The organism is Streptococcus oralis subsp. oralis (genome assembly GCF_002096445.1).
Classification (GTDB): domain Bacteria; phylum Bacillota; class Bacilli; order Lactobacillales; family Streptococcaceae; genus Streptococcus; species Streptococcus oralis_N.
Window position 1 is genome coordinate 1,269,523 of the sequence record NZ_NCUK01000013.1, and the last position, 25,500, is coordinate 1,295,022.

27 protein-coding genes, 2 tRNA genes and 3 pseudogenes are annotated in these 25,500 nt (G+C 40.0%); 13 read left to right on the forward strand and 19 right to left on the reverse strand.

The window, feature by feature from the left end; all coding sequences use genetic code 11:
• Window positions 1-10: 10 nt before the first annotated feature.
• The 7 genes and pseudogenes from pepF to B7721_RS09570 form a co-directional block, all read right to left on the reverse strand.
• On the reverse strand, window positions 11-1,807 hold the full coding sequence (gene pepF / locus B7721_RS09540; protein ID WP_084878795.1) for an oligoendopeptidase F: 1,797 nt from the start codon (window positions 1,805-1,807) through the stop codon (window positions 11-13).
• Between the two features lie 10 nt (window positions 1,808-1,817).
• Window positions 1,818-2,561: a 16S rRNA (uracil(1498)-N(3))-methyltransferase gene (locus B7721_RS09545; protein ID WP_084878796.1), complete on the reverse strand. Its 744-nt coding sequence runs from the start codon at window positions 2,559-2,561 to the stop codon at window positions 1,818-1,820.
• 1 nt (window position 2,562) lies between these two features.
• A complete protein-coding gene (prmA, locus tag B7721_RS09550) occupies window positions 2,563-3,513 on the reverse strand; it encodes a 50S ribosomal protein L11 methyltransferase (protein ID WP_084878895.1) in 951 nt (316 codons plus the stop codon).
• 137 nt (window positions 3,514-3,650) lie between these two features.
• Window positions 3,651-4,124 (reverse strand): GNAT family N-acetyltransferase, encoded by a 474-nt coding sequence (locus B7721_RS09555; RefSeq protein ID WP_084878798.1) that lies wholly within the window; start codon window positions 4,122-4,124, stop codon window positions 3,651-3,653.
• Window positions 4,121-4,555 carry an NUDIX hydrolase gene (locus B7721_RS09560; RefSeq protein ID WP_084878799.1) on the reverse strand — a complete coding sequence of 145 codons (435 nt, stop codon included), beginning with the start codon at window positions 4,553-4,555 and terminating at the stop codon, window positions 4,121-4,123. Before B7721_RS09560 ends, B7721_RS09555 begins: the two co-directional genes overlap by 4 nt.
• Before the next feature lie 49 nt (window positions 4,556-4,604).
• Window positions 4,605-5,146 (reverse strand): annotated as a pseudogene (locus B7721_RS10395) (hypothetical protein).
• Between the two features lie 55 nt (window positions 5,147-5,201).
• A complete protein-coding gene (locus B7721_RS09570; RefSeq protein WP_084878801.1) occupies window positions 5,202-5,672 on the reverse strand; it encodes a DUF3013 family protein in 471 nt (156 codons plus the stop codon).
• Window positions 5,673-5,787: 115 nt separating this feature from the next.
• On the opposite strand from B7721_RS09570, the gene B7721_RS09575 reads away from it, so the two are divergent.
• The 4 genes from B7721_RS09575 (at window position 5,788) to B7721_RS09590 (ending at window position 8,404) form a co-directional block, all read left to right on the forward strand.
• A complete protein-coding gene (locus B7721_RS09575; RefSeq protein ID WP_084878802.1) occupies window positions 5,788-7,059 on the forward strand; it encodes a replication-associated recombination protein A in 1,272 nt (423 codons plus the stop codon).
• 264 nt (window positions 7,060-7,323) lie between these two features.
• Window positions 7,324-7,396: transfer RNA gene (locus B7721_RS09580), tRNA-Lys, on the forward strand.
• 357 nt (window positions 7,397-7,753) lie between these two features.
• The gene (locus B7721_RS09585) at window positions 7,754-8,269 is read left to right on the forward strand and encodes a DUF308 domain-containing protein (RefSeq protein WP_000672740.1); all 516 of its coding nucleotides are present in this window, start codon (window positions 7,754-7,756) and stop codon (window positions 8,267-8,269) included.
• Window positions 8,270-8,331: 62 nt separating this feature from the next.
• Window positions 8,332-8,404: transfer RNA gene (locus tag B7721_RS09590), tRNA-Lys, on the forward strand.
• Window positions 8,405-8,542: 138 nt separating this feature from the next.
• Here the strand turns inward: B7721_RS09590 and B7721_RS09595 are convergent.
• Window positions 8,543-9,631, reverse strand: coding sequence for an AI-2E family transporter (locus B7721_RS09595; protein ID WP_001055024.1), 1,089 nt, complete (start codon window positions 9,629-9,631; stop codon window positions 8,543-8,545).
• A 9-nt stretch (window positions 9,632-9,640) separates the two neighbouring features.
• Complete coding sequence (locus B7721_RS09600) at window positions 9,641-10,930, reverse strand: hypothetical protein (RefSeq protein ID WP_084878804.1); 1,290 nt, start codon at window positions 10,928-10,930, stop codon at window positions 9,641-9,643.
• An 813-nt stretch (window positions 10,931-11,743) separates the two neighbouring features.
• Between B7721_RS09600 and B7721_RS09610 the strand changes: the two are divergent.
• Window positions 11,744-12,879, forward strand: a pseudogene (locus B7721_RS09610) (low temperature requirement protein A).
• Between the two features lie 456 nt (window positions 12,880-13,335).
• Here B7721_RS09610 and B7721_RS09615 read toward each other — a convergent pair.
• Window positions 13,336-14,817, reverse strand: coding sequence for a M protein trans-acting positive regulator PRD domain-containing protein (locus B7721_RS09615; RefSeq protein WP_084878805.1), 1,482 nt, complete (start codon window positions 14,815-14,817; stop codon window positions 13,336-13,338).
• 296 nt (window positions 14,818-15,113) lie between these two features.
• On the opposite strand from B7721_RS09615, the gene B7721_RS09620 reads away from it, so the two are divergent.
• The 5 genes from B7721_RS09620 (at window position 15,114) to B7721_RS09640 (ending at window position 17,035) form a co-directional block, all read left to right on the forward strand.
• A complete protein-coding gene (locus B7721_RS09620) occupies window positions 15,114-15,350 on the forward strand; it encodes a GlsB/YeaQ/YmgE family stress response membrane protein (protein ID WP_000964741.1) in 237 nt (78 codons plus the stop codon).
• Window positions 15,351-15,449: 99 nt separating this feature from the next.
• Window positions 15,450-16,013, forward strand: coding sequence for an alkaline shock response membrane anchor protein AmaP (gene amaP, locus B7721_RS09625; RefSeq protein ID WP_049520414.1), 564 nt, complete (start codon window positions 15,450-15,452; stop codon window positions 16,011-16,013).
• 10 nt (window positions 16,014-16,023) lie between these two features.
• Complete coding sequence (locus B7721_RS09630) at window positions 16,024-16,194, forward strand: DUF2273 domain-containing protein (protein ID WP_000454669.1); 171 nt, start codon at window positions 16,024-16,026, stop codon at window positions 16,192-16,194.
• 11 nt (window positions 16,195-16,205) lie between these two features.
• Window positions 16,206-16,790 carry an Asp23/Gls24 family envelope stress response protein gene (locus B7721_RS09635; protein WP_000072931.1) on the forward strand — a complete coding sequence of 195 codons (585 nt, stop codon included), beginning with the start codon at window positions 16,206-16,208 and terminating at the stop codon, window positions 16,788-16,790.
• 41 nt (window positions 16,791-16,831) lie between these two features.
• The gene (locus B7721_RS09640) at window positions 16,832-17,035 is read left to right on the forward strand and encodes a CsbD family protein (protein WP_084878807.1); all 204 of its coding nucleotides are present in this window, start codon (window positions 16,832-16,834) and stop codon (window positions 17,033-17,035) included.
• Between the two features lie 217 nt (window positions 17,036-17,252).
• On the opposite strand, the gene B7721_RS09645 is transcribed toward B7721_RS09640, so the two are convergent.
• The 3 genes from B7721_RS09645 to B7721_RS09655 all read right to left on the reverse strand — a co-directional run bounded on the left by B7721_RS09645 (window position 17,253) and on the right by B7721_RS09655 (window position 18,927).
• On the reverse strand, window positions 17,253-17,774 hold the full coding sequence (locus B7721_RS09645) for a hypothetical protein (RefSeq protein WP_164497078.1): 522 nt from the start codon (window positions 17,772-17,774) through the stop codon (window positions 17,253-17,255).
• Between the two features lie 69 nt (window positions 17,775-17,843).
• On the reverse strand, window positions 17,844-18,368 hold the full coding sequence (locus B7721_RS09650; RefSeq protein ID WP_084878811.1) for a thiol-disulfide isomerase: 525 nt from the start codon (window positions 18,366-18,368) through the stop codon (window positions 17,844-17,846).
• Between the two features lie 103 nt (window positions 18,369-18,471).
• Complete coding sequence (locus tag B7721_RS09655) at window positions 18,472-18,927, reverse strand: GNAT family N-acetyltransferase (RefSeq protein ID WP_084878812.1); 456 nt, start codon at window positions 18,925-18,927, stop codon at window positions 18,472-18,474.
• Window positions 18,928-18,996: 69 nt separating this feature from the next.
• On the opposite strand from B7721_RS09655, the gene B7721_RS09660 reads away from it, so the two are divergent.
• Window positions 18,997-19,659, forward strand: a complete 663-nt coding sequence (locus B7721_RS09660) for a prepilin peptidase (protein WP_084878814.1) — start codon at window positions 18,997-18,999, stop codon at window positions 19,657-19,659.
• Here the strand turns inward: B7721_RS09660 and B7721_RS09665 are convergent.
• A complete protein-coding gene (locus B7721_RS09665) occupies window positions 19,648-20,103 on the reverse strand; it encodes an effector binding domain-containing protein (protein WP_000682682.1) in 456 nt (151 codons plus the stop codon). The two genes, B7721_RS09660 and B7721_RS09665, sit on opposite strands and share 12 nt — an antisense overlap.
• 78 nt (window positions 20,104-20,181) lie before the next feature.
• On the opposite strand from B7721_RS09665, the gene B7721_RS09670 reads away from it, so the two are divergent.
• Window positions 20,182-21,081, forward strand: coding sequence for a helix-turn-helix transcriptional regulator (locus tag B7721_RS09670; protein WP_000687279.1), 900 nt, complete (start codon window positions 20,182-20,184; stop codon window positions 21,079-21,081).
• 31 nt (window positions 21,082-21,112) lie between these two features.
• Window positions 21,113-21,199: pseudogene (locus B7721_RS10410) on the forward strand (prepilin peptidase); the annotation flags it as partial.
• Here B7721_RS10410 and trpA read toward each other — a convergent pair.
• Genes trpA through trpD form a run of 5 tightly spaced genes read right to left on the reverse strand, consistent with a single transcriptional unit; the run spans window position 21,171 to window position 25,495 of the window.
• Window positions 21,171-21,947, reverse strand: coding sequence for a tryptophan synthase subunit alpha (gene trpA, locus B7721_RS09675; RefSeq protein WP_084878816.1), 777 nt, complete (start codon window positions 21,945-21,947; stop codon window positions 21,171-21,173). The pseudogene B7721_RS10410 and the gene trpA sit on opposite strands and share 29 nt — an antisense overlap.
• Entirely contained in the window at window positions 21,940-23,163 is a 1,224-nt protein-coding gene (gene trpB, locus B7721_RS09680) for a tryptophan synthase subunit beta (protein WP_070696150.1), read from the reverse strand. The genes trpA and trpB overlap by 8 nt, the downstream gene beginning before the upstream one ends.
• The gene (locus B7721_RS09685; protein WP_162283490.1) at window positions 23,141-23,740 is read right to left on the reverse strand and encodes a phosphoribosylanthranilate isomerase; all 600 of its coding nucleotides are present in this window, start codon (window positions 23,738-23,740) and stop codon (window positions 23,141-23,143) included. Before B7721_RS09685 ends, trpB begins: the two co-directional genes overlap by 23 nt.
• A complete protein-coding gene (trpC, locus tag B7721_RS09690; protein ID WP_084878819.1) occupies window positions 23,727-24,494 on the reverse strand; it encodes an indole-3-glycerol phosphate synthase TrpC in 768 nt (255 codons plus the stop codon). The genes B7721_RS09685 and trpC overlap by 14 nt, the downstream gene beginning before the upstream one ends.
• Window positions 24,491-25,495, reverse strand: a complete 1,005-nt coding sequence (gene trpD, locus B7721_RS09695) for an anthranilate phosphoribosyltransferase (RefSeq protein ID WP_084878821.1) — start codon at window positions 25,493-25,495, stop codon at window positions 24,491-24,493. The genes trpC and trpD overlap by 4 nt, the downstream gene beginning before the upstream one ends.
• Between the last annotated feature and the right edge of the window lie 5 nt (window positions 25,496-25,500).

The following is a 25,500-nucleotide window of genomic DNA, read 5'->3' on the forward strand; positions in this document are numbered from 1 at the left end:
AATCCGTCCTTTACTCCCCCAACTCAGCACTGTAGGCGATAATCTGGTCAACTGTGTCTGACAAAAATTGGATGGTATCACGGAGTGGTTTGTCTGTTGAAATATCAGCACCGATAATCATGGCTGACTCAAGCGGTGTCTTACTACCACCTGATTTAAGGAGATTAAGCCAATCTTCAGCTCCAGTTTCTGAATGTTTCAGATGAAGATAACCTGCAGTCGAGATGACAAGACCAGCAGAGTAAGTGTAACTATACAAGCCCATGTAGTAGTGAGCTTGGCGCATCCAAGTCAGTGCCGCATCGTCATCAATTTCAATAGCATCTCCCCAGAAATCTGTCAAAACTTCCTTCATAATGCTGTTGAGTTTGCTTGCTCCAAAGGTTTCCCCTTCTTCAATCAATGTATAAACCTTACGCTGGAAGGCTGCCTCCAAGAGGTGGGTGATGAAATTATGGAAGTAGGTATCTGTCAAGCGGTGGGCAAGAGCGAAACGTTTTTGACGAGGGTCGTCAGATTGGTGCTCCAAGTAATCACTAAGAAGCAATTCATTGAAGGTTGATGGCGCTTCAACATAGTAGGTCGACATATGGGCATTGAAGTAGCTTTGGTGATTATCTGAAAAGATAAATTGACCAGAATGCCCAATTTCATGAATCAAGGTATAGACATCACTCAAACGACCTGTCCAGCTCATGAGGACATAAGGGTGCACGCGATATGGATCCGCCGCATAACCACCAGAATCCTTGCCACTATTGGCAGCGAAGTCCACCCAGCGTTCTTCTTGATAGCGCGCAACTTCCTGACAATATTCTTGTCCCAAAGGTTCTACTGACTTCATGACCAAATCATAGGCGTCGTCAATAGTCACTTCAGGATTCAGGGCGCTGTCCAAGTCCAATTTCCAGTCTGCAAAGGTCATCTTTTCAAGACCATTGACCTTGGCAACATGCTTGAGGTATCTCTGGGCAACTGGCGCAAAATCCTTCATGATGAGATCAATCTGGCGGTCAAACATGGCACGGTCCACTTCTTGCTCAGCTAGGAGATAATCAAAGACTGAGTCATAGCCCTTCATATCGGCCAAGAGTTTTTCCGACTTAACTTGGGCTAAATAGGCTGCCGCAGCTGTATTTTGGTGCTTACGGAGTCCCTCTGAGAAAGAACGGAAAGATTTCTCACGAACCTCAGCGTCCTCGTGGTTTTGGTAGAAATTCTCATAGGTCACAAAGCTGTTTTTGTAGGTCTTGCCATGAGCTTCAAAGTCAGCCATTTCAAAGTCCCCAGCTCGCATTTTGGTGTAAATGTCCTGTGGACTATAGAAGACTTCTCCCAGATTAGTCAAAGCTTTCTCCACATCCGCCCCTAGATAGTGGGCTTTTTTGATTTTGGCCTGACGAATGGCTGCCGTCAAGTGAGGCAATTCACCCAAACGGTCCAAGACTTCCTCGTCTGCTGCTACCAAGGCATCGTCAAAGAAGGTCAAGGCTACGCTGGCATCTGTTTCAAATTCCATCCCAGCTTGGGCAATGTTGGCAAATTCTTCATTGCTATAATCTGTTGTCTGAGGCATAAAGGCGTAATTGCCGATATGACTCATCTGAATGTAGATTTGTTCCAATTCAGCAAAGGCCTTCTCAAAATCCTCAAAAGTATGAAGATTGCCCTTGTAGTCACGGCTAAATTTGTTAATGTCTTCGCGAGCTTTCTCGATTGCACGCAAGAAATCCTCACGGTCTTGGTATAGGGCTGTTAAGTCCCAAAGTTCCTTTTCTGGAAATTCTGAACGGTGTTTTTGTTCCATTTTCTTCCTCTTATTTCTCTAATTCTACTAAAACACTAAGGGCTGATAAGGCGTAAAGTGGGACTGTTTCTGCTCGCAAGATGCGAGGGCCAAGCCCTGCCAAGACGGCTCCTTTAGCTTCAAAACTTTCAATTTCTGCTGGTGAGAGACCGCCTTCTGGGCCAAAGATAAAGAGCAATTTGGCTCCTTTTTCAAGACCAGTGACTGCTTGTAAGAGCGCAGCGGTTTCTCCTTCTTTTGCTGATTCTTCATAGGCCACTACAATAGAGTCAAACTGGTCCAGCTGGGCTAGAAAGTCTGCTTTTTTCTCAAAAAGTTGGATACTTGGGACCAGATTCCGCTTGCTTTGTTCTGCTGCCCCAAGGGCAATTTTTTCTAGTTTTTCGGCTTTCTTGCCCAATTTCTTACCGTCCCATTTGGCAACTGACCAGTCGGCAGGGAAGGCCCAGATTTGACTAGCTCCTAGTTCTGTTACTTTCTGAGTAATAAACTCCAGCTTGTCTCCCTTGGGAAAGCCAGATGCGATGGTTACTTGAACGGGCAGTTCCACATTGTCAGCTAATTCTTCAACCAATTCAAACTGACGATTTTCCACATCTATCACGCGCGCCAAACGCTTGATACCATCCTCAAAGACCAAGGTAACCTCATCACCTTCTTTCAAGCGCATGACCTGAAACATGTGCTTGCTGGTTTCCTTGTCCTCAATGGTGACAGGAGAGATAGGACTGCCTTTGACAAAATACTGCTGCATGTTAGCCTCCAATCACACCGGAAATATCCTTGGTCTTCTTAAAGACACAGGCATTCCATTCCCCTTGAATCATATGGGTTTCAAGGAAGAAACCTGCCGACTCAGCTGACTCACGCACCATATCCCACTTGTCCTTAATAATGCCACTCATGATGAGATAACCTTCGTCCTTTACCAAACGATAGGCATCGTCTGTCAGATGAATGAGAATATCCGCCAAGATATTAGCCACAATCACGTCTGCTTCAATCTCCACACCCTTGAGCAAATCTCCAGCAGCAACATGGATGTTTTCCATACCAGGGTTGAGCTCAATATTTTCCTGAGCGACACGAACTGCCACATCATCCAGGTCATAGGCAAAAATTTCCTTGGCACCAAGAAGCGAGCAGGCAATGGAGAGGACACCTGATCCAGTACCCACATCTAGCACCGTTTCGCCACCACGAAGAACCTGCTCCAAGGCAAAGAGGCTCATCTTGGTGGTTGGGTGAGTTCCTGTCCCAAAGGCCATACCAGGATCCAGTTTGATAATCTTTTCCCCAGCAGTCGCCTCATAGTCTGTCCAAGACGGCACGATGGTCAAGTCATGAGTAATGCGGGCTGGCTCGTAATATTTCTTCCAGTTGTCTGCCCAGTCTTCCTCAGCCAAGGCAGTCGTCCCCATCTTGACTTCTCCTAGATCCATAAAATCTGTTAATTCTAGGAGACGAGCCTGCAAGTCCGCCTCAACTACTGCTACATCAACCGTTTCGGGATAATAGGCTGTCACCACAATTTCTTCTTGTTGCTCGACCTCTGGGAAAATCTCACCAAAGCGATCCACATTCCCCACATAGTCCATACTGTCTTCGATCGCAACACCTTGTGCCCCCAGCTCAATCAAGAGATTGGAAACCAATTCCTCTCCCTCACGCTTAACCGTTACTTTTAACTCTTGCCATGTTTCCATAATTAAGATACCAAGCCCGTAAAACACAAAGCCAAAATAGGAAACTCTCTGAAGACTCTTGTGTCTAAGAGAAGTTTATCTTTTTGGCACAGTGTTTAGGGCGGGTTCAGTTTAGAAATGTAACCGAACCATCCTTTCTATTTGTCAATCAATTTTTTCATGTAAACCATATCCATACCTTCTTTTTCAGGCTCGATATGGGTTTGACGGTAGCCATTTTTCTCATAAAAAGCGACCATGCCCGCATCCTGTAACACCGTACACAAATCCCATTGTGAAACGGTTGAAAATTCCTCTTCTAGCAAGCGCAATCCTTCAGAACCATACCCTTTTCCTTGATACTGGGGCAAAATCGCTGCGGTCCCCAACCAAGCTTCCGTTAACTCTTCATTGGTATGAATTCGTAAAAAACCAATCTTCTCTTCGTCTGCTTTCACAAAGTAGTAATAGCTATTGGGCCGCTCGACTAGTTTCCACTTAATTCGTTCACGGTCCTCCAGATAAGGATCATATTCATCTTGGTATTTGTCATAGACTGCCTTAAAACTGGCTCTTTGAATGGCAATAATGGTTTCTAAATCCTCTGCTCCTGCTCTCTCAAGTCTTATCATAAACTTTCCTCCAAATAATCCCTCAATCTCCCCTGGAGCTGAGGTACAGCCTGTTTAGAATTGAGAAATTCCTCAATATTCATCAGTTTATAGCCCTGCCCTTCGTTACCAAAGACGATACTGTCAAACTGTTCCTGAGTCAACTTTCCCACTAGAAAGACGGATTCCTTCCCCTCAAAAAGCATACTTGGGTACACCTTACTCCAAAGCAGGCAATCTTCAGTCAGATGAATTCCTAGTTCTTCATAAACTTCACGCTCCGCGCACTCAAAAGGACTTTCATCACCTTCTCGTCCGCCACCTGGCAACTCCCACATATTGGGCCAAGGGATATTTTCCTTGTCATCACGCAAGATGGTCAGTAGCTTATCTCCACAAAAGAGGGCAATTTTACAACCCGTAAAATCCAAGTGTTTATCCAATAATTCCATGATGATGACCTTTTCTTATCATAACTACTACTCTATAGAAACCCCCTAGCTAGCTTTCTTCAATTACATTTTGACACTCTGCATCCCAGTACGCCCGCCATCTACCATGTTTTTTAGCAAAATAAACCGTAAACTCATCATTTACATAATCTGCAACATAGCGAAGATTAGGCGGACTTTCCTCAAAACTTAATATCCAAGGATGAAAGTAAAAGGTTTTCTCCCACTTCTTCTGAGTATAGCCTAGATCCTTGGCATACTGGGGAATAGGCTGCTGCATCTCGCTTTCCAATAGGACTGAATAGCATTGTCAATACTATTTAAACGAGCTAATAGTTGCTGAAACTGGTCTTCCTCTTCCGTCTTAAAACCAACTAGAAATTCAAATTCCGAAAAGTCTTCAGGAAATTCAAGTTCTGTGACTGTACCATCTTCTGCATAGCGCCCCTCCTCATCGACAAGGCGACGAGTTCCAGACTTCAATACTTGCTCGAAATCTAGATCCGCAAAGCGATTACGGGGAAGGATGCAAACTGACTGCTCAGATTTATCTGGCTTTCTCCTGAAAAACTGTTTGACTCTTTCTAGCATAGTCTCCCCTTTCTCCTTGAACTCATTATTTAAAAATGTCCACTTAGAATCTTTTCTAATATCTCGGATAAGGGTAAAATTCTCCCTCTTCCAAGCCTACTTTTCCTTCTTCAAAGACTTCTTGGTTCCATTCCATGACAAATTCTTCTGCTTCTGGGTCTTCCAAAAAGTCCATGAGGGCATCTAGCCCAACCTCAGCAGTATCTTTAAGGAAAAGAGCAAAATATGCTAAAAATTCACGAGAAAATCCTTTTTTAGGCAAGTAAGGGATGACAGTCAAATAGTCTTCTGCATTGACTGTTGATTTAGCAGGATTGTAGAAAAGAACTGCTTCTTCAAAGAGAATGTCATCTGACGAAATCTCTCCATCTTCATCCACCATCTCCACACCTGCAGCATTTTGCGCTTCTAACAAAAAACTCACTTCAACCGCGTGGTTGCGCTTGTCCCAACTAATCTCATAATCAAAAGGAAAGTTCTTGTCCAACTCTTCTTGTAAAACATCTAAAAATCCATATGTTGCCATTTTGTCCTCTTTCTATGCGACTCTTAAATCGCCCCGATTGCTCGGAAATATGCTAAAATAGATACTACCATCTTACCACATATACATCAGAAAATCCACGCTAGAAAGGACTGCTATGCCAGACAATCTCGCGCTTCGCATGCGCCCTAAAACCATCGACCAGGTCATTGGTCAGGAACATCTGGTCGGGCCTGGAAAAATTATCCGCCGCATGGTGGAAGCCAACCGCCTGTCCTCCATGATTCTTTATGGACCTCCGGGAATCGGCAAGACCAGTATTGCCTCTGCCATCGCAGGGACGACCAAGTATACCTTTCGAACTTTCAATGCGACAGTAGATAGTAAAAAAAGACTCCAAGAAATCGCGGAAGAGGCGAAATTCTCTGGTGGTCTCGTCCTATTACTAGACGAGATTCATAGACTAGATAAAACCAAGCAAGATTTCCTCTTGCCTCTTTTGGAAAGTGGACTAGTCATCATGATTGGGGCTACAACTGAAAATCCTTTCTTTTCTGTCACTCCTGCCACTCGTAGCCGTGTTCAAATTTTTGAGTTGGAACCTCTGTCTAACCAAGACATCAAAGAGGCTCTGCAAATAGCTCTAAGTAACCCTGAGCGTGGTTTTGATTTTCCAGTAGAACTAGATGAGGATGCGCTGGATTTTATTGCTACCTCTACAAACGGAGACCTTCGCTCTGCCTTCAACTCACTGGACTTGGCTGTTCTCTCTACCCCTGAGAATGACGAGGGCATTCGCCATATCACCCTCGACATCATGGAAAATAGCCTGCAACGGAGCTATATTACCATGGACAAGGATGGAGATGGCCACTATGATGTTCTCTCAGCCCTGCAAAAGTCTATCCGTGGCTCAGATGTGGATGCCAGTCTCCACTATGCTGCCCGCTTGATTGAGGCTGGTGATTTGCCAAGTCTCGCTCGTCGCTTGACTGTTATTGCTTATGAAGATATCGGTTTGGCCAATCCTGAAGCTCAGATTCATACCGTAACTGCTCTAGATGCTGCTCAAAAGATTGGCTTTCCAGAAGCTCGCATTCTCATTGCCAATGTCGTGATTGATTTGGCCCTCTCTCCAAAATCCAACTCAGCCTATGTGGCCATGGACAAGGCCCTTGCTGATCTCAAAACATCAGGGCATTTGCCTATCCCTCGACACCTGCGCGATGGCCACTACAGTGGAAGCAAGGAACTAGGGAATGCGCAAAACTATCTCTATCCGCACAACTATCCTGGACACTGGGTCAAACAAGATTACTTGCCAGAAAAAATTCGAGATCATCACTACTTCTCTCCAGAAGATACTGGTAAATATGAACGGGCTTTGGCTCAAAGAAAGGAAGCTATCGACCGTTTGCGAAAAATCTGAAATCCTTTTCAAAAAATTGCACTTTCCTCTTGATTTTTTTTGAAAAAGTGGTATCATATAAACATAGAAACGCTGTGGTGTACGACTTCACACTTAAGTGTTGACCGACTATTTTTTGTATTATTAGGGAAACAAAAGTCTTCTAACAGCATGTAGGCCGTCTCACACGGAAACAGCTTCAGTTAGAGCGAGTTGCCCACCTGCTTAATTGCGCGGGTTCAATACAAACCGTGAAGTTTCGGCACCAATACAGCTTTTTTCTTTGCCTCCTTAGCTCAGCTGGCAGAGCAGCGGACTCTTAATCCGTGGGTCACAGGTTCGATCCCTGTAGGGGGCATCTAAATCAACAGGAAAAAGCCTTGAGTTCCAAGGCTTTTTTGCTTATCTATAACTGATTTGCCTCATCATTTGTCCCACATTTTAAATCTATCTTTTCTTTTTGAATCAAATTACATCTTTACAAATAGTGTAAAGCCAGTTACTTTTGCTTTGATGCCATACAATATTTTCATGTAGAGAAGACAAATTTTATCTTCTCTTTTTATTTTCAAAATAATAAAAACTGATTTTCTTTTCATAAATCAGACTGAAACTTCCAAATTTTCCATTTTGTTTATTGACATTTCCTCTAAAAAGGTGTATAATATTTTTATTATCAAACTATACTATACTATACTATATAGGGGGTATTGAAATGAAATTTTCTAATCGTTTACTGCTATTCCTTGCAGGAGTTGTTTTTGTCCTTTTAGGACTTTTCCTATTTACAAACCCAGTAGCTAATCTTGTTGCTTACAGCTGGTGGATTGCATTTGGTTTACTGGTTTCTTCTATAGCAGCTATTTTAGGCTATTTCTCTGTACCAAAAGAGCTTCGCTCACCAGCTCATCTTTTCCAAGGGATTGTTAATCTTCTCTTAGCTCTTTACCTCGTTGCCTATGGCTTTGTGACGCTGCCAGTTGTCATTCCAACTATTTTAGGAATTTGGTTAATTGTAGAAGCCATTATAGTTTTCTTTAAAGGCAATCGTTTGGGATTGATTTTCCCTATTATTGGCAACCATATCATGTGGATAGCGTTGCTTGCATTTTTACTAGGTCTAGTGATTTTGTTCAATCCAGTAGCTACAAGTGTCTTTGTCGTTTATGTCGTTGCCTTTGCATTTTTAATTGTTGGTTTCACCTATATCCTTGATGCCTTTCGTAAATAATCTAGCTGCCATTTTGGGCATATTAAAAAAGCTGGGAAGTTACATTCTCAGCTTTTTCTGTTGCTTCCTTAGCTCAGTTGGTAGAGCAGTAGACTCTTAAGCTATGGGGCGCAGGTTCGAGCCCTGCAGGGGGCATCTAAATCAACAGAAATAAGCCTTGAAACCAAGGCTTTTTTTAACGTCTAATAGCTTTTTGTAGAAAAGTATTTAAAAATAAAAGAGAAGAGAATCTCTCACTCTCTTCTCAGTATATCTTATTAAATTTAGTTTTTCTTAATCTAGCTGATTTTCCTTTGCAACGACAAATTCCTTAACCAATCGATAGATAACAGCAAATATCGGTGTAAAGAATATCATCCCAAGTAAGCCAAAGAGATTGCCTCCAATACTAGCAGCCGCAAGCGTGAAAATAGCTGGCAAACCAATAGATTGACCTACAACTCTAGGATAAATAAGGTTTCCTTCAATCAGCTGTATAACTTGATATAGAAGAAGAGAAAGTAAGGCTTGAGTAGGACTCACTGTGAAGATAAAAATCGCTCCCACAACACAAGCAATCATAGGCCCTACATAAGGAATGAACGATAGCACTCCTGCAAATATACCTGTCATTACCCCATAAGGTAGTCCAAACAGGCTGTAGCCAACCGCTATCATAACTCCTATGATGACTGCTTCAATCAGCTGACTCATCAAAAATTGGTCATAAGTCTCTAGTGCTACTTGTCCAATGTAAGTTAACTTTGTCACCACTTTCTCTGGAAATATAACTTTTAGAAGTCTACTCGTCATCGCTGCCAGATGTTCCTTACTGGATAAAAATAAAAAGGTAAATACTATAATCAGAAAGGCATTCATTATACTTGAAAAAATATTTCCTATATTACTAGTCAGACCGGATAAGAAGGTTATCAAAGCTTGACTAATAGAGCTAGACTGTCCCTGAATTCCTGATACGATAGTTGACAGCATGTCTTTGGTTACAAATTCCGAGCTGTCTAGCAATTTCCCAAGTTGAGTCAGGACTGTTGAAAGGACTGCTCCCAGCTGACTAATAGTCTGAGCAAGGGTTGGAAGCACCAAAACCAAAAGACAGATCACGATTAAGATAAGAGATAGGAAAACAAGCACCATAGCAATCGGACGGCGCAACCCTGCCTTTACCTTCATTTTAACTAGGAATTCTTCAATTTTTTTCATGGGAACATTGAGCACAAAAGCAATGACAGCACCATAAATCAAGGTAGAAGTTACTTCAAAGAGAGATACTGCCCCTGATATAAAGCTTGATGCATTCAGAATTACAAGAGTAACCAGCCCTATAAAAAGTATTAATGGGGTGTATTTTTTTACTAAATTCATAAATTCTCCTTAATAAACATGTTTAGATACGACTATACTATTTGGTTTTTCAAACTCTCGGTCAAGGTAAGCTTGGTAAGTTCCTGGTGCGATAAATCCTTTGGGTGAGAGGATATCTGTTCCAGCCTGACCGACTATGGTATCTGCCAAGAGCACACAATTTGTGGATAAGACAAAGTAGGATTTAAACTTAGATTTGATAAATTTATAAAGTTCCCCATCCGTCTCATGTCTGATTTTATAAGCGTAGGTGTAGTCTTCCTTACCATCACCTGTCGTGATTTTATCCGCACTTGGCTCCCATGGAATCGTCAGTTGTTTCAATTCAGTCAACTTTTTTTGAATTGCTTTTTCCATTTCAGGTGTCAAATCTATTCCATAACCAAAAAGTGTTTTTTGACTCTCACGTTTACATAGATCAATGTACTTATCGCGGTCACAGAAATATAAGACACCATCTCCTACCATACCAAATAAGGTCTCAGATGACGGATCATAGTTGCCATAAGAAATAACACGGCCCTGATAGAAGATATCCACATGACCAATAGCTGAAAACAGGGAGGTCTCAGCTGTATGAACAAAAATTTCTAGCTCTGCTGTCTTACCAGACTTCACTATTCCAAGATGGATATCTTCTTCCTCATCAGCATTTTCCAGCATAAATTTGTTAACTTTTGCTAAAGTTCTTGCAGGGATGAGAGCGGCTAGGACAATAGGTAAGCTAATTCTAATGCGACGTTTGAGATGGTTTTTCCCAATTTCCCCTTCAAATAAGAAACCGTCACGGATATTGGACAGACCATAAAGGAAAAAATAAGCCCCTAAAACAAAGAGTTGAAAGACAGAATTTCCCGTAGAGGACAAAAGACTAGCTCCACCAAGAAAAACTAGTAGAATACCATCTAGTAAGAGACGAAAACGAGGTCGAATATTATTTTTACGGTAGAGAACATAGGTGACAAGATTAATCGTGGCCCTAAAAATCTGATAAACTCCAATCACAAGAGCCAGAACATAAATCGGTATATCAGTCGCAAGATTAGAACCTAGCAAATATCCCAGCACTAACAATTTAACCAGTGCAACTCCCAAGGTATCCGTTGACTGGCTTTTTTTGAAAACTCTTAATAGCAAATCTACGACCGTTGCTATCCAAGCTAAAAACAGAACCAGGCGAATAACTGTTACTGGCAACCAAGTCCCCGTGACCATCAAGATGAGACCTAGCAGAACAAACAAGAACCCCTGAGCAAGTAATTTCTTACCTGTCAGACCTAAAGATAGAATTTTCGCCATATAAAAACCTTTCAACAATAAAAATTAAACACTCCGATTAAACTGACTAGTAAATAGCCAACACTACAAACAGCCTGTGCCAGCAACATATGGTGACTAGAAATGACTGTAGTAATGTCACCATCTTGTCTTATGCACTTCTAAAATTTGTTATATTGATTAGAAACCAGAGCTTATAAAAACTAGCTAAACTCGAGAGATAGACACAATTGCGACGAAAAAATGTATAACCAATTCAACTTGTTAAGGTAAGAAAGCATTATTTCCAATCTATTAATTATTCATATATTACCTATTATGACACAATATTCCCTATAGTTCAACTTTTTACTTGTTTTTATATTACACGGACTAAAAAGTTTTCAACAGTTGATTGCATTTGTTTTAATAAGTTTTAACCTTTCTTGGTTAGATAAAAAAAGAACCATACAGTTTAGAATCTGTATGGTTTTTGCCCCACTTTTGCCCCATTTTTAAATCATGACATTGAAAATACCTAAAAGTACCTTCCGAAAATCACTTAAATTTCAACTTTTTAATTACTTTCAAGATGATATAGTCTCCCAAATCCATGGGGGCATCTACATACAACAGGAAAAGCCTTGGAATCAAGGCTTTTTTGTGTAGTCTTAGCACTAAAAAACGATAGAAAAAACACCCCTTCTGAACTGCACCCCAAAAGTTAGACAGAAAAAACCTAACTTTTGTGGCGCAGTTCATTCGCGTCACATGAAGTTATTTAAGCATCTCCCTTTTTTTTATTACCATTTTCTGTTATAATAAATTGTACTTCTAAAATAGAAAGGTCTTAAGATGACAACTCTTATTAAACATAAACGTGTAGAATTTTCAGAACTTTTTTATGACCTAGTTTTTGTTTTTGCAATTTCAAAAGTAACTACTTTAATTGACCATCTTCATAACGGTATTTTGACTTGGAATTCTTTCCTTGATTTTTTCATTGCTACTTTGTTTCTCATCGATTCCTGGATGATTCAAACCGATTATACCAATCGCTATGGAAAGAACTCTTTATTTAACATAGTAATCATGTTTATCAAAATGGGAATTTTACTCTTTATAGCCAATATGATTGGACCTGATTGGCAACAATATTTTCATTATCTCTGTTGGGCTATTGGTACATTAACCCTTACCTTATTTTTTCAATATTTGGTTGAATTTTTTAGAAAATCAACCGATGATGCTAATCGGGAAAGTATCAAAGGTTTTCTATGGATAACAGGTCTAGGAAGTTTAGGATTCTATCTAGCAGCTCTTCTTCCTATTTACCTTAGAGTCTATATCTTATTTGCTAGTATTCTGCTAACATTTATTATGCCAAGTATCTTGCTTAATAAAGATAAGCATTACCAGGTAAATCTCCCCCATTTAATCGAGCGTATCTCCCTTCTTGTCATTATTATGTTTGGAGAGATGATTACGGAGCTAGCTAACTTCTTTACAATCGAGAATTTCTCGATTTATTCGGTTCTTTATTTCATTATTATGCTTTCTCTGTTCTTGTTTTATTTTGGTCAATTCGACCATGCTATTGATGAAGAATCTAATCAAAAGGGACTATTTCTAATTTACAGTCACTATCCTATTTTCATTGGACTTCTTATGATGACTGTATCGATGGGATTTCTTCAGAATCCTGAAGCTAATCGTCTCTTTGCAACCAGCTTCTCTTATATCGGATTTGGCCTCTTTCAAGCTGCTGTCCTAGTAAATGGGCCCTATATCTTCGCTATTCGAAAAGTTACTACTGTGTCCAAGCGACACTCTATCTGGCTGCCTTTATTCTCTCTTTAATCTTTGCTTCTAATCCTATAATAGTAGTGAGTATAACAACCATTTTAGCTCTAGCTATAGCCATTCATTTTATTTATTTTTATGTGACACAGAATAAAAAATATTCCAAATCTAACTGGGGGTTCTTTTAATGAGTTTATAACATAAAAAAGCTTTGGGAACCAAGGCTTTATATGATATCAATCACCGACCACGAAAATGTTTAGCTTACAGAACTGCTAGTGAAGCTCTAGAGGATGAGTTCGAGTAAATGTTGCACTTATTCTTGCAATTTATCATTTACTTGATGCACGAACTCGATATTTTTTTCGTTAATTTGTTTTTACCCCACTTTTGCCCCATTTTTAAATCCTGACATTGAAAATACCTAAAAGTATTTCCCTAAAATCAGCTATATTTCAACATTTTTGTTTATTTTCAATATGAAAAGTTCTTACAAATTCATGCAGGGGGCATCTAAATACAACAGGAAAAGCCTTGGTTTCAGGGCTTTTTTGCTTAGTTTTTTAGGATATTCTGAATCTAATATAGAGGAAATTCTTTTCTCATAAAAAAACGCTACATAGCGTTCTTTTTGTTATTCTTAGTTACTCGTCTAGTCGAATGAACATCATTGCGTTAAGCAAAGAGATGAGAGCGACTGTATTGACATTATTGGAATAGATCAGTCTCTTATTTTCAATAGGAGGAATAATAAAATTAGAAATAATGATGTCGTAAGGTGATTCTTTTAGAGCATCAAGGGATAACTCTAATTCACCCCAAACCTCCAGTTCAAAATTGTTACTGCAATAGTAAGAAAGTGTCTCAGCTACTGATTTTGCATGATACTGATCAAAATTACTCATGACCAAAACCTTTAATTTAGGTTGGTTTTGTAACAGATTTAGCACCAAGTGTTTGCTATGGGTGATAAAAGTATAGGTCAAATGATTGACCTTCATTGAACTAGGATCCATATCCAAAGCCTCAAGATAATGTTCCATTCCTTCCTTCACCTCTGAAACAAAGCGAGGGAAAATATTTTGAAAGTTCTTGATTGTATTGCCTTTTTGATCAAATAGGATAAACTCTGTCGATAATTCCTGGCGATGAAGATGTGCCGTATTATGCAGATGCCAAATCAGATTATCTCTATTGTCTACTTGGAGATTATACTCTCTTGATACCTGATCTACTAGATCACCCAATAACTGATACGATTTTTTTACATAGCTGTCTGTTTTTGCATGGTTGAGAAATACTTCTTCATCTATGAAGAACATTTTTTGAAAATAGGATACAAACAGTTGACCTATCACTTCTTTATTCAGAGAGATATGATATTCAGAGTCAAAGCTCGCTACAATCTCGTCAATTCCTTCTGCCTGCATGAAAGATTCCAACAATTGGTTGTTAAAAGAATTTTTCTCAACTTCCATGAAATGACCAAACTTTATGCGATATAAATTTGTAACCAGAAGTAATTTTAACATTCTGTGAGTTGATAAATTCATCGGGAAAGAAGTTGCTTTATAGACAAATTCCAATAATTGAGACAAGGGTTCTTGAGAAAAATCTTCAAAGGGCCATTCAAGAAAATAATATTTCTCTGAAAAATATTGGGCAAAAAAGTAACGGATATCAATCTCATTTCCAGTGATTCGAACTGGATTGAGGCTAATTTCAAAACAATATTGTTTCTTAATAATCTTATTAATGTGACGGATGATACGGTAAAGAGAGGAAGAACTGATATAAAACTCTTTGCAAATACTATCAGCATCACATCCTTCATTAAAGAAGATAAATTCTAAAATTGAAAAGTGGGTTGAATGCTTAAAAAAATGATGATAGACCATCTCAATATCACTATCATCGGTATTAATGATACGGATGCCGTTTGTTGAGGAATGAAATATCAAGTCAGGAAAGGAAGACCTGACATGGGACAAGTCATCTTTTACAGAACGTTCTGTACAGTGCAATAATTCTGCTAGTTCCGAAATATGAAACCAGCGTTTGTTTTCAAATAGTAATTCTAATAATTCTAATTGTCTGTGACTTTTTTTCGATAATAAATCTCTCATGGATAGCTTTTCTCTCTTTATAATAAACTGAAGGATTGTCTTTCAATCTTCATGCAATTATACCACATGGAGTGTATTTATCCTCTTACAACGACTTTTGCTTGTCATCAAAAGACTAGTCTAATTCCTTAGAAACTCAGTAGCATCAAGATTTTCTTATTTATTTGTATCTAAAGTACATGTTTACAGTACGGTTTTTAAGACGAACTATTATGTTTCCAAGTTGAAATACTATATAATTAGTGTAATCAAAGAAATTGATTCTTTGATTTAGAAATAGAAAAGGAGGATACACTATGTTGTGGTCCATTATTGTAGGAGGTCTTATTGGTCTCATCGCAGGTGCAATCACTAAAAAAGGTGGTTCAATGGGATTGATTGCAAATATCTTTGCAGGTCTTATCGGTTCGTCTGTAGGGCAATCACTTCTAGGAAGCTGGGGACCTTCATTGGCTGGAATGGCTATTATTCCGTCAATCGTAGGTGCTGTGATTGTTGTTGCAGTCGTTTCATTTCTATTTGGTAAAAAATAAGCATTACCTAATAAGAAATTAAAAGTGATAAGCCATAATTTTGAATACTGTAGACGGGTAAAATTATGGTTTAAAGCTTTTCATTTGAAAGGATTTAATATGTCAAAATCAAAGAAAATATTGTTACTTATTTTCTGTATCTTAATCTTGACTATTTTCCTTCCTATTCTCATAGATTATCATCAGGTCAGTGATTTAGATATCCATTTATTCAGTTGGAGAGAACTCTACGCTGAATTCCTGATTGCTAGATATGTCTTTTGGGGGACACTTGTCCTATCTGTTTTAGTTTTAATTTCAATGTTAGTGATACTCTTTTATCCTAAACAATATCTAGAGATTCAATTAGAAACTCAAGAAGATACATTAAAACTAAAAAATTCAGCTATCGAAGGCTTTGTTCGATGTTTGGTCATTGATCATCAGTTGATCAAAGAACCAACGGTCCATGTAAATAGCCGCAAAAATAAATGTTTCGTTACTGTAGAAGGGAAAATTCTTCCTTCAGACAACATCTCAAATCGATGTCTAGTCATTCAGAATGAAATAACTCATGGATTAAAGCAGTTCTTTGGTATTGAACGTGAGGTAAAACTTGAAGTTAAAGTAAAAGAAGTTGAACCTCGAAAAACGACCAAAAAGACTGTTAGTCGTGTAAAGTAAGGAAGTAAAAATGGAATGGTTTAAAAAATATCAGTATCCAATTATTGCAGGTTTAGTAGGTGTCATTCTCGCTTGCTTTATCTTATCCTTTGGCTTTTTCAAAACACTCTTTGTACTAATTTGTGGAGCCTTAGGAGCATTTGCTGGATACTATGTTAAGGAAAAATATTTAAATAAATAAAGGAGTCTCGTATGTCAAACGTAGATAAAAATGTAGAAAAAAAAGATGTTGCTGTTGTTTCTCAAGATGTTAAAGGGGAACTCACTTATGAAGACAAAGTCATCCAAAAAATCATTGGTCTTTCACTTGAAAAAGTACCTGGACTTTTGGATGTGGATGGAGGATTCTTCTCTAATCTAACAGAAAAGATTATCAATACAGATAATGTCACTCATGGTGTCAATGTTGAAGTTGGGAAAGAACAAGTTGCAGTTGACTTGAACATTGTTGTTGAGTACCAAAAGAATGTCCCTGCTTTGTACAAAGAAATCAAAGATGTTGTCGTATCACAAGTTACAAAAATGACTGATCTAGAAGTTGTTGAAGTCAATGTGAATGTTGTTGATATCAAAACGAAGGAACAGCATGAAGCAGATTCAGTTAGCCTCCAAGACCGAGTAACTGACGTGGCTTCTTCAACAGGAGAATTTGCTTCAGAACAATTTGAAAAAGTAAAATCTGGTATCGGTTCAGGTGTTGCTGCTGTTCAAGAAAAAGTAGGCGAAGGTGTTGAAGCCGTTAAGGGCGAAGCAAAGGAAAATGCTCGCGTACACTAATTTATCTTGTCAAAATCAATCAATTTAAAGGGGGCAGAATCATGTCAACAGAAGAAAAATTAAATCAAGCAAAAGGTTCCATTAAAGAAGGTGTCGGCAAAATGATCGGCGATGAAAAAATGGAAAAAGAAGGAACAGCTGAAAAAGTTGTTTCTAAAGTAAAAGAAGTTGCTGAAGATGCTAAAGCCGCTGTCGAAGGCGCTATTGAAGGTGTGAAAAACATGCTTCACAAAGATGAAAAATAAGGCTAAACCTTAATTGACCTTTTCATCCATAGTAGTCAAAAAGAGGACATTTACGGTCCTCTTTTTTTGTAGATCGGATTCTAAACACGCTTCTCAATTTTCGCTAAAAGGTATTGTCAACAGGAAAAAGCCTTGGTTTCAAGGCTTTTTCCTGTTGACAATAAGATTTCCCTTTTAAAGAAAGAAAATTTAAAAGCTTGCACACTACTAGGCTGGCTTACTTATCCACCACCTGAGCCTCAAATTGGGCTGGTTGGTTGTCTACATTGGTAATGGTTATCGTGTAGGGCTTGTTATTGGTGGCATCAAACACTTTTTCACCTTGGTAACTCACAACAACTCCATCTTTTTCTAAATAAATATCTGTTTGCTTGTTTGGAAGTTCTTCATCCTCCTTGTCGAAACCATGGCTTTTTATAATTTTTTGTTCCTCTACTCCATAATATACATCACCATTTCTCTCACTCCAAACACTTGAGCCAGTTAATTTAATTTTACTTGAATCATTTTTCTTCAAGATGAAGATTGAATAGTATTCTAGATCTTGTGTTCTGGGATTTACTCTTAAGTTGACAGTTTGCCCTGGTTGAAGAGTGTATTTCCCATAGTTCAAAACTGAAAAGACAAACCAAACTAGCAGCAAACCATAGAAAACTCCTATCATCATTCGTGAGCGCCTACTTTTAAACAAACGTAAAAGTAACAGTAATGAGACAATAAAGAGTAATTCTGTAAACATTCTTTTCCCCTTTTATTATCGTCGTTGTCAGCCTAAGCAGAGTCTCGCTTCCATTTCTCACTAGTAACATCAACCATACAAAGTCTGATACATCTTAGCTAGAAAAGATTTCAACTCTTTTTGAACAATCTTTAACAGGCGTTCTTCTTCGGCTTGAGAGATGTTCACACTTTCTTTATTTTGATTACTAATATGAGAATAGTAACTACGTTTTAGAGTTAATTGATTGTCTAAAATATAGTAGGCATTTATTTGTTCCTCATTTACCATTGTTTCAAATAAAACCGAGACTTCATCCCTACCAGGATTCAACATTTTCAAATCAATGTCTCCTTTTATCCCTATGGAATCAATTCCTCCATCCAAGCGGATAGCACCGTCGGGAGGAACAATATAGCCTGCATTTCGCATGTCAGACGCATATTTCCCTGACGCCGTTAAATGTTTTAAGACAGCTATACTGTCCTTTTCTTCAAAGGAGGTCTTTAATTGGAAGCGTTCTTGGTGGCTTTGATACTGAGAATAAAGAGTGATACCAACAACTAAGGCAAGTACAGAAACAAGCAAGATTCGTATTTTTCTAGGTCTCGACATTTTTATCTCCTCTATCTAAGAAATCATAGAAGTCTTGTTTCTAACTTTGAAAGATAACTTCTTTATCCTTGAAAATCCTTGGAACTCTAGCCCCATGTGACTGCTATCTACCTTTTTTCATGATGTATTTTCGTATAGGTGTTTCAACCATTTGAACGGTTTCAAATCCTTCTTTTTGGTAAAGCTTGTAAGCTGTTTGATTTGCCTCGTAGACATTTAGAGAAATAGTATCTATGTCTTCATTTTCAAAGGCCAAACTAACAAATTTCCTTAAAGCCTGGCTACCTAAGCCCTGCCCCTGCTTCTGAGGGTTGATAAAAAATCTCCCGATATGAAGATTCCTGTCTTCTAGCCTGATTTTCTGGATAAGCCCCACAAACTCTTGTCCATCAAAGATTGAAAAGATTCCTTCCAAATCTTGCAAGACTTGAATTGTCAAGGGAAAAGGAATCATTGTTCCCATCCATTGTACTTGAAAAGATTTGCCAAGGGAGTTGGACCATTGGCATACGTGCTGAGCATTTTCTGTGCTCATATTTTCTTCAAAACGAATCATCATCTTGACCTCACCATCTTATCAATGTTTCTTTATTATACTACTTCTTCTATTTTTTACGAATAGATAAGTATGATTGATATTTATTTTTTTCTTGTTGGGAGCATTCTCGCTTCCTTTCTTGGTTTGGTCATTGACCGTTTTCCAGAGCAATCCCTTATCCGACCGGCTAGTCACTGCGATTCTTGTCAGACTCGCTTGCGTCCCTTAGATTTGATTCCGATTATCTCTCAAGTAATTGGTCGCTTTCGCTGTCGCTACTGCAAGGCTAGCTACCCTGTCTGGTATGCCCTCTTTGAACTAGACTTAGGACTCCTCTTTTTATCTTGGTCTTGGGGCTGGCTTTCCTTAGGTCAAATCATCCTCATCACTGCTGGCTTGACCTTGGGAATCTATGATTTTCGCCATCAGGAATATCCCTTACTAGTCTGGCTGACGTTCCACCTAGTCCTCATGGCCTGCTCTGGCTGGAATCTGGTTATGGTCTTCTTCCTTGCCCTCGGAATCATGGCTCATTTTATCGATATCCGAATAGGCGCAGGGGATTTTCTCTTTCTGGCTTCTTGCGCTCTCGTCTTTAGCGCGACCGAATTACTCATCTTGATTCAGTTTGCTTCTGCGACGGGGATCCTAGCTTTTCTCCTGCAAAAGAAAAAGGAAAGACTTCCTTTTGTGCCTTTCCTCTTATTTGCTGCAACTATAATAATTTTCTATCAGTTCTTATTAGTTTGTTGAATTGGGAACCCAAAGCTCAACTTCTGCATCCATGGGATTACCGTTTAAAAGTATTTCTAAGATAATTCCATCATTGTAAAGCGAACTATATTCTCCCTCAAAAAAGTTATCCTCCAATTTATCAAACAAGAGTCTTGATTTATCACCACTGGCTGAGCTTACTAAATAATCTTTCTCTGGGACAAGAATGCTTTCGTAACCTGCCACAGCATTATTTGCCGCAACTCCTGCGTAGTATTGTATGCCATCTTTATGAGGAACTATCAAAGCATAGCCTCTTTTATCTATGGAATGGGGCATCAATTTTCCTAGCATTCCTTCTTTAAATAACTGAGTATAGAATGCCGTTTTCTCTTTAGAATAGTGATGTTCATGAACTGTAGTTCCTTCTATCAAAATACTCTTGCCAACTAAGGTAAACGATGGTTTAGTTTGATGTTTCATTATATGAACTCCTTTCTTTATGGTATAATCATAACAAAAGTAATATGACAACTATCTGTCATATTTAAGGAGAAAATTATGAAAATCGACCGTCAAATGGGGATTATTTCTCATTTAGTAAATAAACGAAAAACAACAGCTAAAGAATTATCAGAACTTTTTAAAGTCAGCACACGAACTATTATGAGAGATATTGATGATTTATCTCTTGCAGGCATTCCTCTCTATGTAATGAAAGGAAAAAATGGAGGCATTTTTCTTATGGAAGACTTCCAAACTGACAAACCTCCCCTGACCCAATCCGAACGGCTTTCGATCGAATCTGGTTTAAAAAGCCGTTATCAAGTATTGGAAGATGCCTCTACTTTCAATGCTATATTGAAATTAAATGCTACCAATACATACTCTGATTTCGAAATTGATTTATCTCTATCTCAAGGGAACTTGGAAATACGAACTTTGATTTTTAAGTTATTGGAAGCTATCAGAGGTAGAGTAAAAATAAAATTTTCCTATATTAATTCACAAGGACTGGTGAGTCAAAAAAATTGTGAGCCTTACCGTATTGTCTATAAGGACCGGAGTTGGTATATGGATGCCTACGATACTGATAAAGCGCGTTTTTCTGTTTTTAAAGTTGCTAGAATTAGTGAACTTACTCTCTCCGATACTTTTTCAAAAAGACATTTTACACCACTTCCCTATGATGGTGGTGCTTGGATGAATGAAAACAAAGTACCTGTCATCCTGCATGTCCAGAAAATTGTTCTTGATCGATTTGTGGAACTCTTAGGCTATAATGCCATAAAACCTATTAATAGCGATATTTACGAGATTACTTATCCGTTAAACGACAATGATTGGGGATACAATACCTTGCTTGCTTTTGGAAAATACATCACTGTTATATCTCCTAAGCATTTCCTGAAACATTTCACCAACTATATAGATACCATTCATAAGCAATACCCAAACTAATATTCAACTGTCATTCATGAACTTATACCCTAAAAAGAAAAAGGAAAGACTTCCTTTTGTGCCTTTCCTCTTACTTGCTGCTTGTGTGATTATTTTTGGTAAGCTACTGCTTGTTTGATAAAGTCCTGAATCGGCTCTCCTTGGTGGAGAGCTTTTACAATTTTCGAACCGACGATAACGCCATCTGACACCGCATTGAAACGTTCGACATCGGCTTGACTAGATACACCAAAACCTGTCAAGACTGGGATGTCGGCTACTTGATGCAATTGTGCCAAGTGCTTGTCCAAGTCTGCTCGGTAGTTTCCTGATTTCCCTGTCACCCCATTGATAGCAACGGCATAGACAAAGCCTTCTGCTCCCTTGATCAACTCTTTTTGGCGATCAATCCCTGTTGTCAAACTAACTAGGGGAATCAAGGCCATGTCTGTGTCTGCCAAAAATGGCTCTACAAAATTGGCATGTTCATGAGGCAGGTCTGGAATAATCAAGCCCTTAACTGCTGTATCTGCCAAATCTTTGACAAATTTCTTCACACCGTACTGAAAAAGGGGGTTGAAGTAGGTCATGATGACAAGTGGTACCTCAGTTTGAATGATTTTCAAGGTTTCAACCAAAGCCTGAGTAGACGTCCCGTGAGCTAGACTGCGCAAGCCTGCTTCTTCGATCACAGGTCCATCTGCAACAGGGTCTGAAAAGGGAATACCCACTTCAATAGCTGAAACACCCAAATCTTCTAAAAAGTGGATTGTTTCAGCGAGACCATCCAAACCTTTCTCATGGTCTCCAGCCATGATATAAGGAACAAAAATTCCTTTTCCAGTTGCTTTGATAGCGTTCAATTTTTCTGTTAGTGTCTTAGGCATGGGCTTCTCCCTTCTTTACTACATCTGCTTCCAAGCGGTCTTTGACTTGGACTACATCCTTATCCCCACGACCGGACAGGCAGACAATCATAGACTTGTCTGGCCCGAGTTCTTTGGCCAATTTCACTGCAAAGGCAATGGCGTGGCTTGATTCCAAGGCTGGGATAATCCCTTCCACACGAGACAAGAGTTTGAATCCTTCCAAGGCTTCCTCGTCAGTCACAGGAACATAGCTGGCACGTTTGATATCGTGGTAGTGAGAGTGTTCTGGACCGATACCAGGATAGTCCAAACCGGCTGAGATAGAGAAAGCCTCAAGAATTTGACCATGGGCATCTTGAAGCACATCCATGAGGGAACCGTGAAGGACACCCGGACGACCCTTGGTCAAGGTCGCTGCATGGTGCTCTGTATCCACACCAAGCCCTGCTGCTTCAGCCCCATACATGGCAACAGACTCATCTTCTACAAAGGGATGGAAGAGACCGATAGCATTAGAACCACCACCAACACAGGCTACTAGGGCATCTGGTAAGTCTTGTCCTGTCAAGTCACGGTACTGTTGTTTAGCTTCTCGACCGATGACACTTTGGAAGTCACGAACAATTTCTGGGAATGGATGAGGTCCCAAGGCAGAACCAAGGATATAGTGGGTATCATCGATATTCGCTACCCATGAACGAAGGGCTGCATTAACTGCATCCTTGAGTACGCGCGAACCATCTGTCACGGCCTCGACCTTGGCTCCCAAAAGCTCCATACGGAAGACATTTAGGGCTTGGCGTTTGACATCTTCCTCACCCATATAGATGGTACATTCCATGTTAAAGAGGGCCGCAGCTGTTGCAGTTGCCACACCGTGCTGACCAGCACCTGTTTCAGCGATAATTTTCTTTTTACCCATACGTTTAGCCAGAAGAACTTGTCCCAAGGCATTGTTAATCTTGTGGGCCCCTGTATGGTTGAGGTCTTCCCGTTTGAGATAAATCTTGGCTCCGCCGATATGCTGGGTCAAGTTTTTTGCGTAGTAAAGGGGAGTTTCACGTCCTACATACTGGCGTAAGAGCTGGTTTAATTCCTCTTGGAAACTTGGGTCCGCCTGACTTTCACGATAAGCTTTTTCCAACTCCAAAACTGCTGTCATCAATGTTTCTGGGACGAAACGTCCACCGAATTTTCCGTAAAATCCATCTTTATTTGGTTCTTGATATGCCATGCTTTACCCTCTCTATAAATCTTCTAATCTTTTCCTGATCTTTTTGTCCATCTGTCTCCACTCCGCTCGATACATCTACTGCATAGGGAGTGAAGTGTTGAATTGCTTTTGCTACATTGTCTTCCTTAAGCCCACCTGCGATAAAGAAGGGCTGAGCAAGTTCTGCTGTATCCAGTTGACCCCAGTCAAAGGTCTGACCACTCCCTGCCACAGGCGCATCAAAGAGTAGATAGTCTGCCCGAGAATGAGGCACATGACCATTTCCATCCACCTGCACAGCCTGAATGCTGGCACAAGGCAAATCCTCAAACAAGTCATCCGCTACCTGACCATGAACTTGAACCAAGTCCAAGCCAACCTTTTCAATCGCTTCTAGCAATTCTTCTCGACTTGGTGAAACAAATACGCCAACTTTTTTTACATCGGAAGGAATGAGCTTTGCCAGCTCTGTAGCCTCTTCCAAGGTCACCTGTCTTTTACTGGGTGCGAAGACAAAACCGATATAGTCTGCCCCTGCTGATACGGCTGTTTCTACCGCTTCTTTGGTCGATAATCCACAAATCTTAACCTTTGTCAATCTGCAACTCCTTGATTCTTTGAGCCACATCCTCTGCCTGCATGAGAGCTGTTCCCACCAAAATTCCGTTAAAGTATGGTGCTACTCGTTCCGCATCCTGCCCTGTGAAAATAGCAGATTCAGAAATGTAATAGCGACCTTTCTTAAAGTGCTGAGCCAAGTCTACACTGGTCTGCAAGTCGACTTCAAAGGTGGTCAAGTTGCGGTTATTAACCCCAATAATCTCAGCACCAAGTCTGTGGGCCACCTCTAGTTCAGCTAGATTGTGAGTTTCCACCAAGACTTCCAGACCAAGCTCTGTCGCGTAGTCATACAGTTCCTTGAGGCGTTCTTCTGACAAGGCAGCCACGATGAGCAAGATGACTGTCGCGCCGGCATTGCGAGCACGGATGATTTGCTTTTCATCGATGATAAAGTCCTTGTTGAGCGTCGGAATCTGTACCTGACTAGAAATCTCCCGCAGATAATCCAAATGCCCTTTAAAGAAAACCTCATCTGTCAAAACCGAAATCATCACTGCGCCGTTCGCTTCATAAGTCTGGGCCTGTTGCACAATATCCACATCGAGATTGATATCTCCCAGACTAGGGCTAGCCTTCTTGACCTCAGCGATTACCTGCAAACGGTCCTGATGTTGTTTTAAATAGTCAGCCAAGCGATAGGTCTGGCGCAAGGGCTGGATTTCCTCCAGCTTCATTTGCTCGACTTCACGCGCCTTCTGCTCTAAGATTCGTGCTAAAAATTCCTGACTCATTTTTGGTACTCCTGTAACAGTCTGAGTTTTTCAAGGGCCTTGCCACTAGCAATTACTTGACGGGCCAAGACAACCCCTTCCTTGATACTAGCTACCTTACCATTAGCATAGAAACCAAGACCAGCATTCAAGACTGTCGTTTCCAAGAATGGACTTGGTTCGTTTTGAAGAACACTAAGCAAAATCTCTGCATTTTCCTGAGCATTCCCTCCACGAATATCTTCAATAGCGTAGCGTTCCATCCCCAAATCCTCTGGAGTGAAGCTTGACAAGGTGATTTCGCCATTTTCAAGAAGAGCAATCTTGGTTGTCCCGTTCAAGCCAGCTTCATCCAACCCTTCTGGTCCAGCAACCACGATGGCACGTTTGCGACCCATATTTTTCAAAACCTGAGCGGTACTTTCTAGCAGTTCTGGACGACTAATGCCAAGCAACTGTGTTTCCAAGGCCATTGGATGAATCAGTGGACCAGTCAAGTTCATAATCGTTGGAATTCCTAGTTCCAAACGAGCGGGCATGATGTACTTCATAGCTGGGTGCATATTTTTAGCAAAGAGAAAGACGATTCCAGTTTTATCGAAAACCTTACCTAGTTCAGCTGGTTTGAGGTCAAGATTGATGCCCAATGCTTGAAGGACATCTGCCGAACCCGATTTAGAAGAAATCGAACGGTTACCGTGCTTGGCCATGTGAATGCCACCACCAGCCAAGACAAAGGCTGCAGTTGTCGAAATGTTAAAGCTGAAGGACTTGTCTCCACCTGTACCGCAGTTATCCATAGCGTCCTGGATTTCAGTTGGAATGTGTTGGGCATGGCCTCTCATGACTTGTGCAATGGCTGTGCGTTCTTCCGGTGTTTCCCCCTTCATCTTAAGGGCCAAGAGAAGAGAAGCAATCTGCGCTTCGGTTACACGTCCAGTAACGATACGTTCAATGACATCCGTCATTTCCACACCTGATAAATTTTCAAATTTTGCTAATTTTTCAATAATCTCTTTCATCCTAG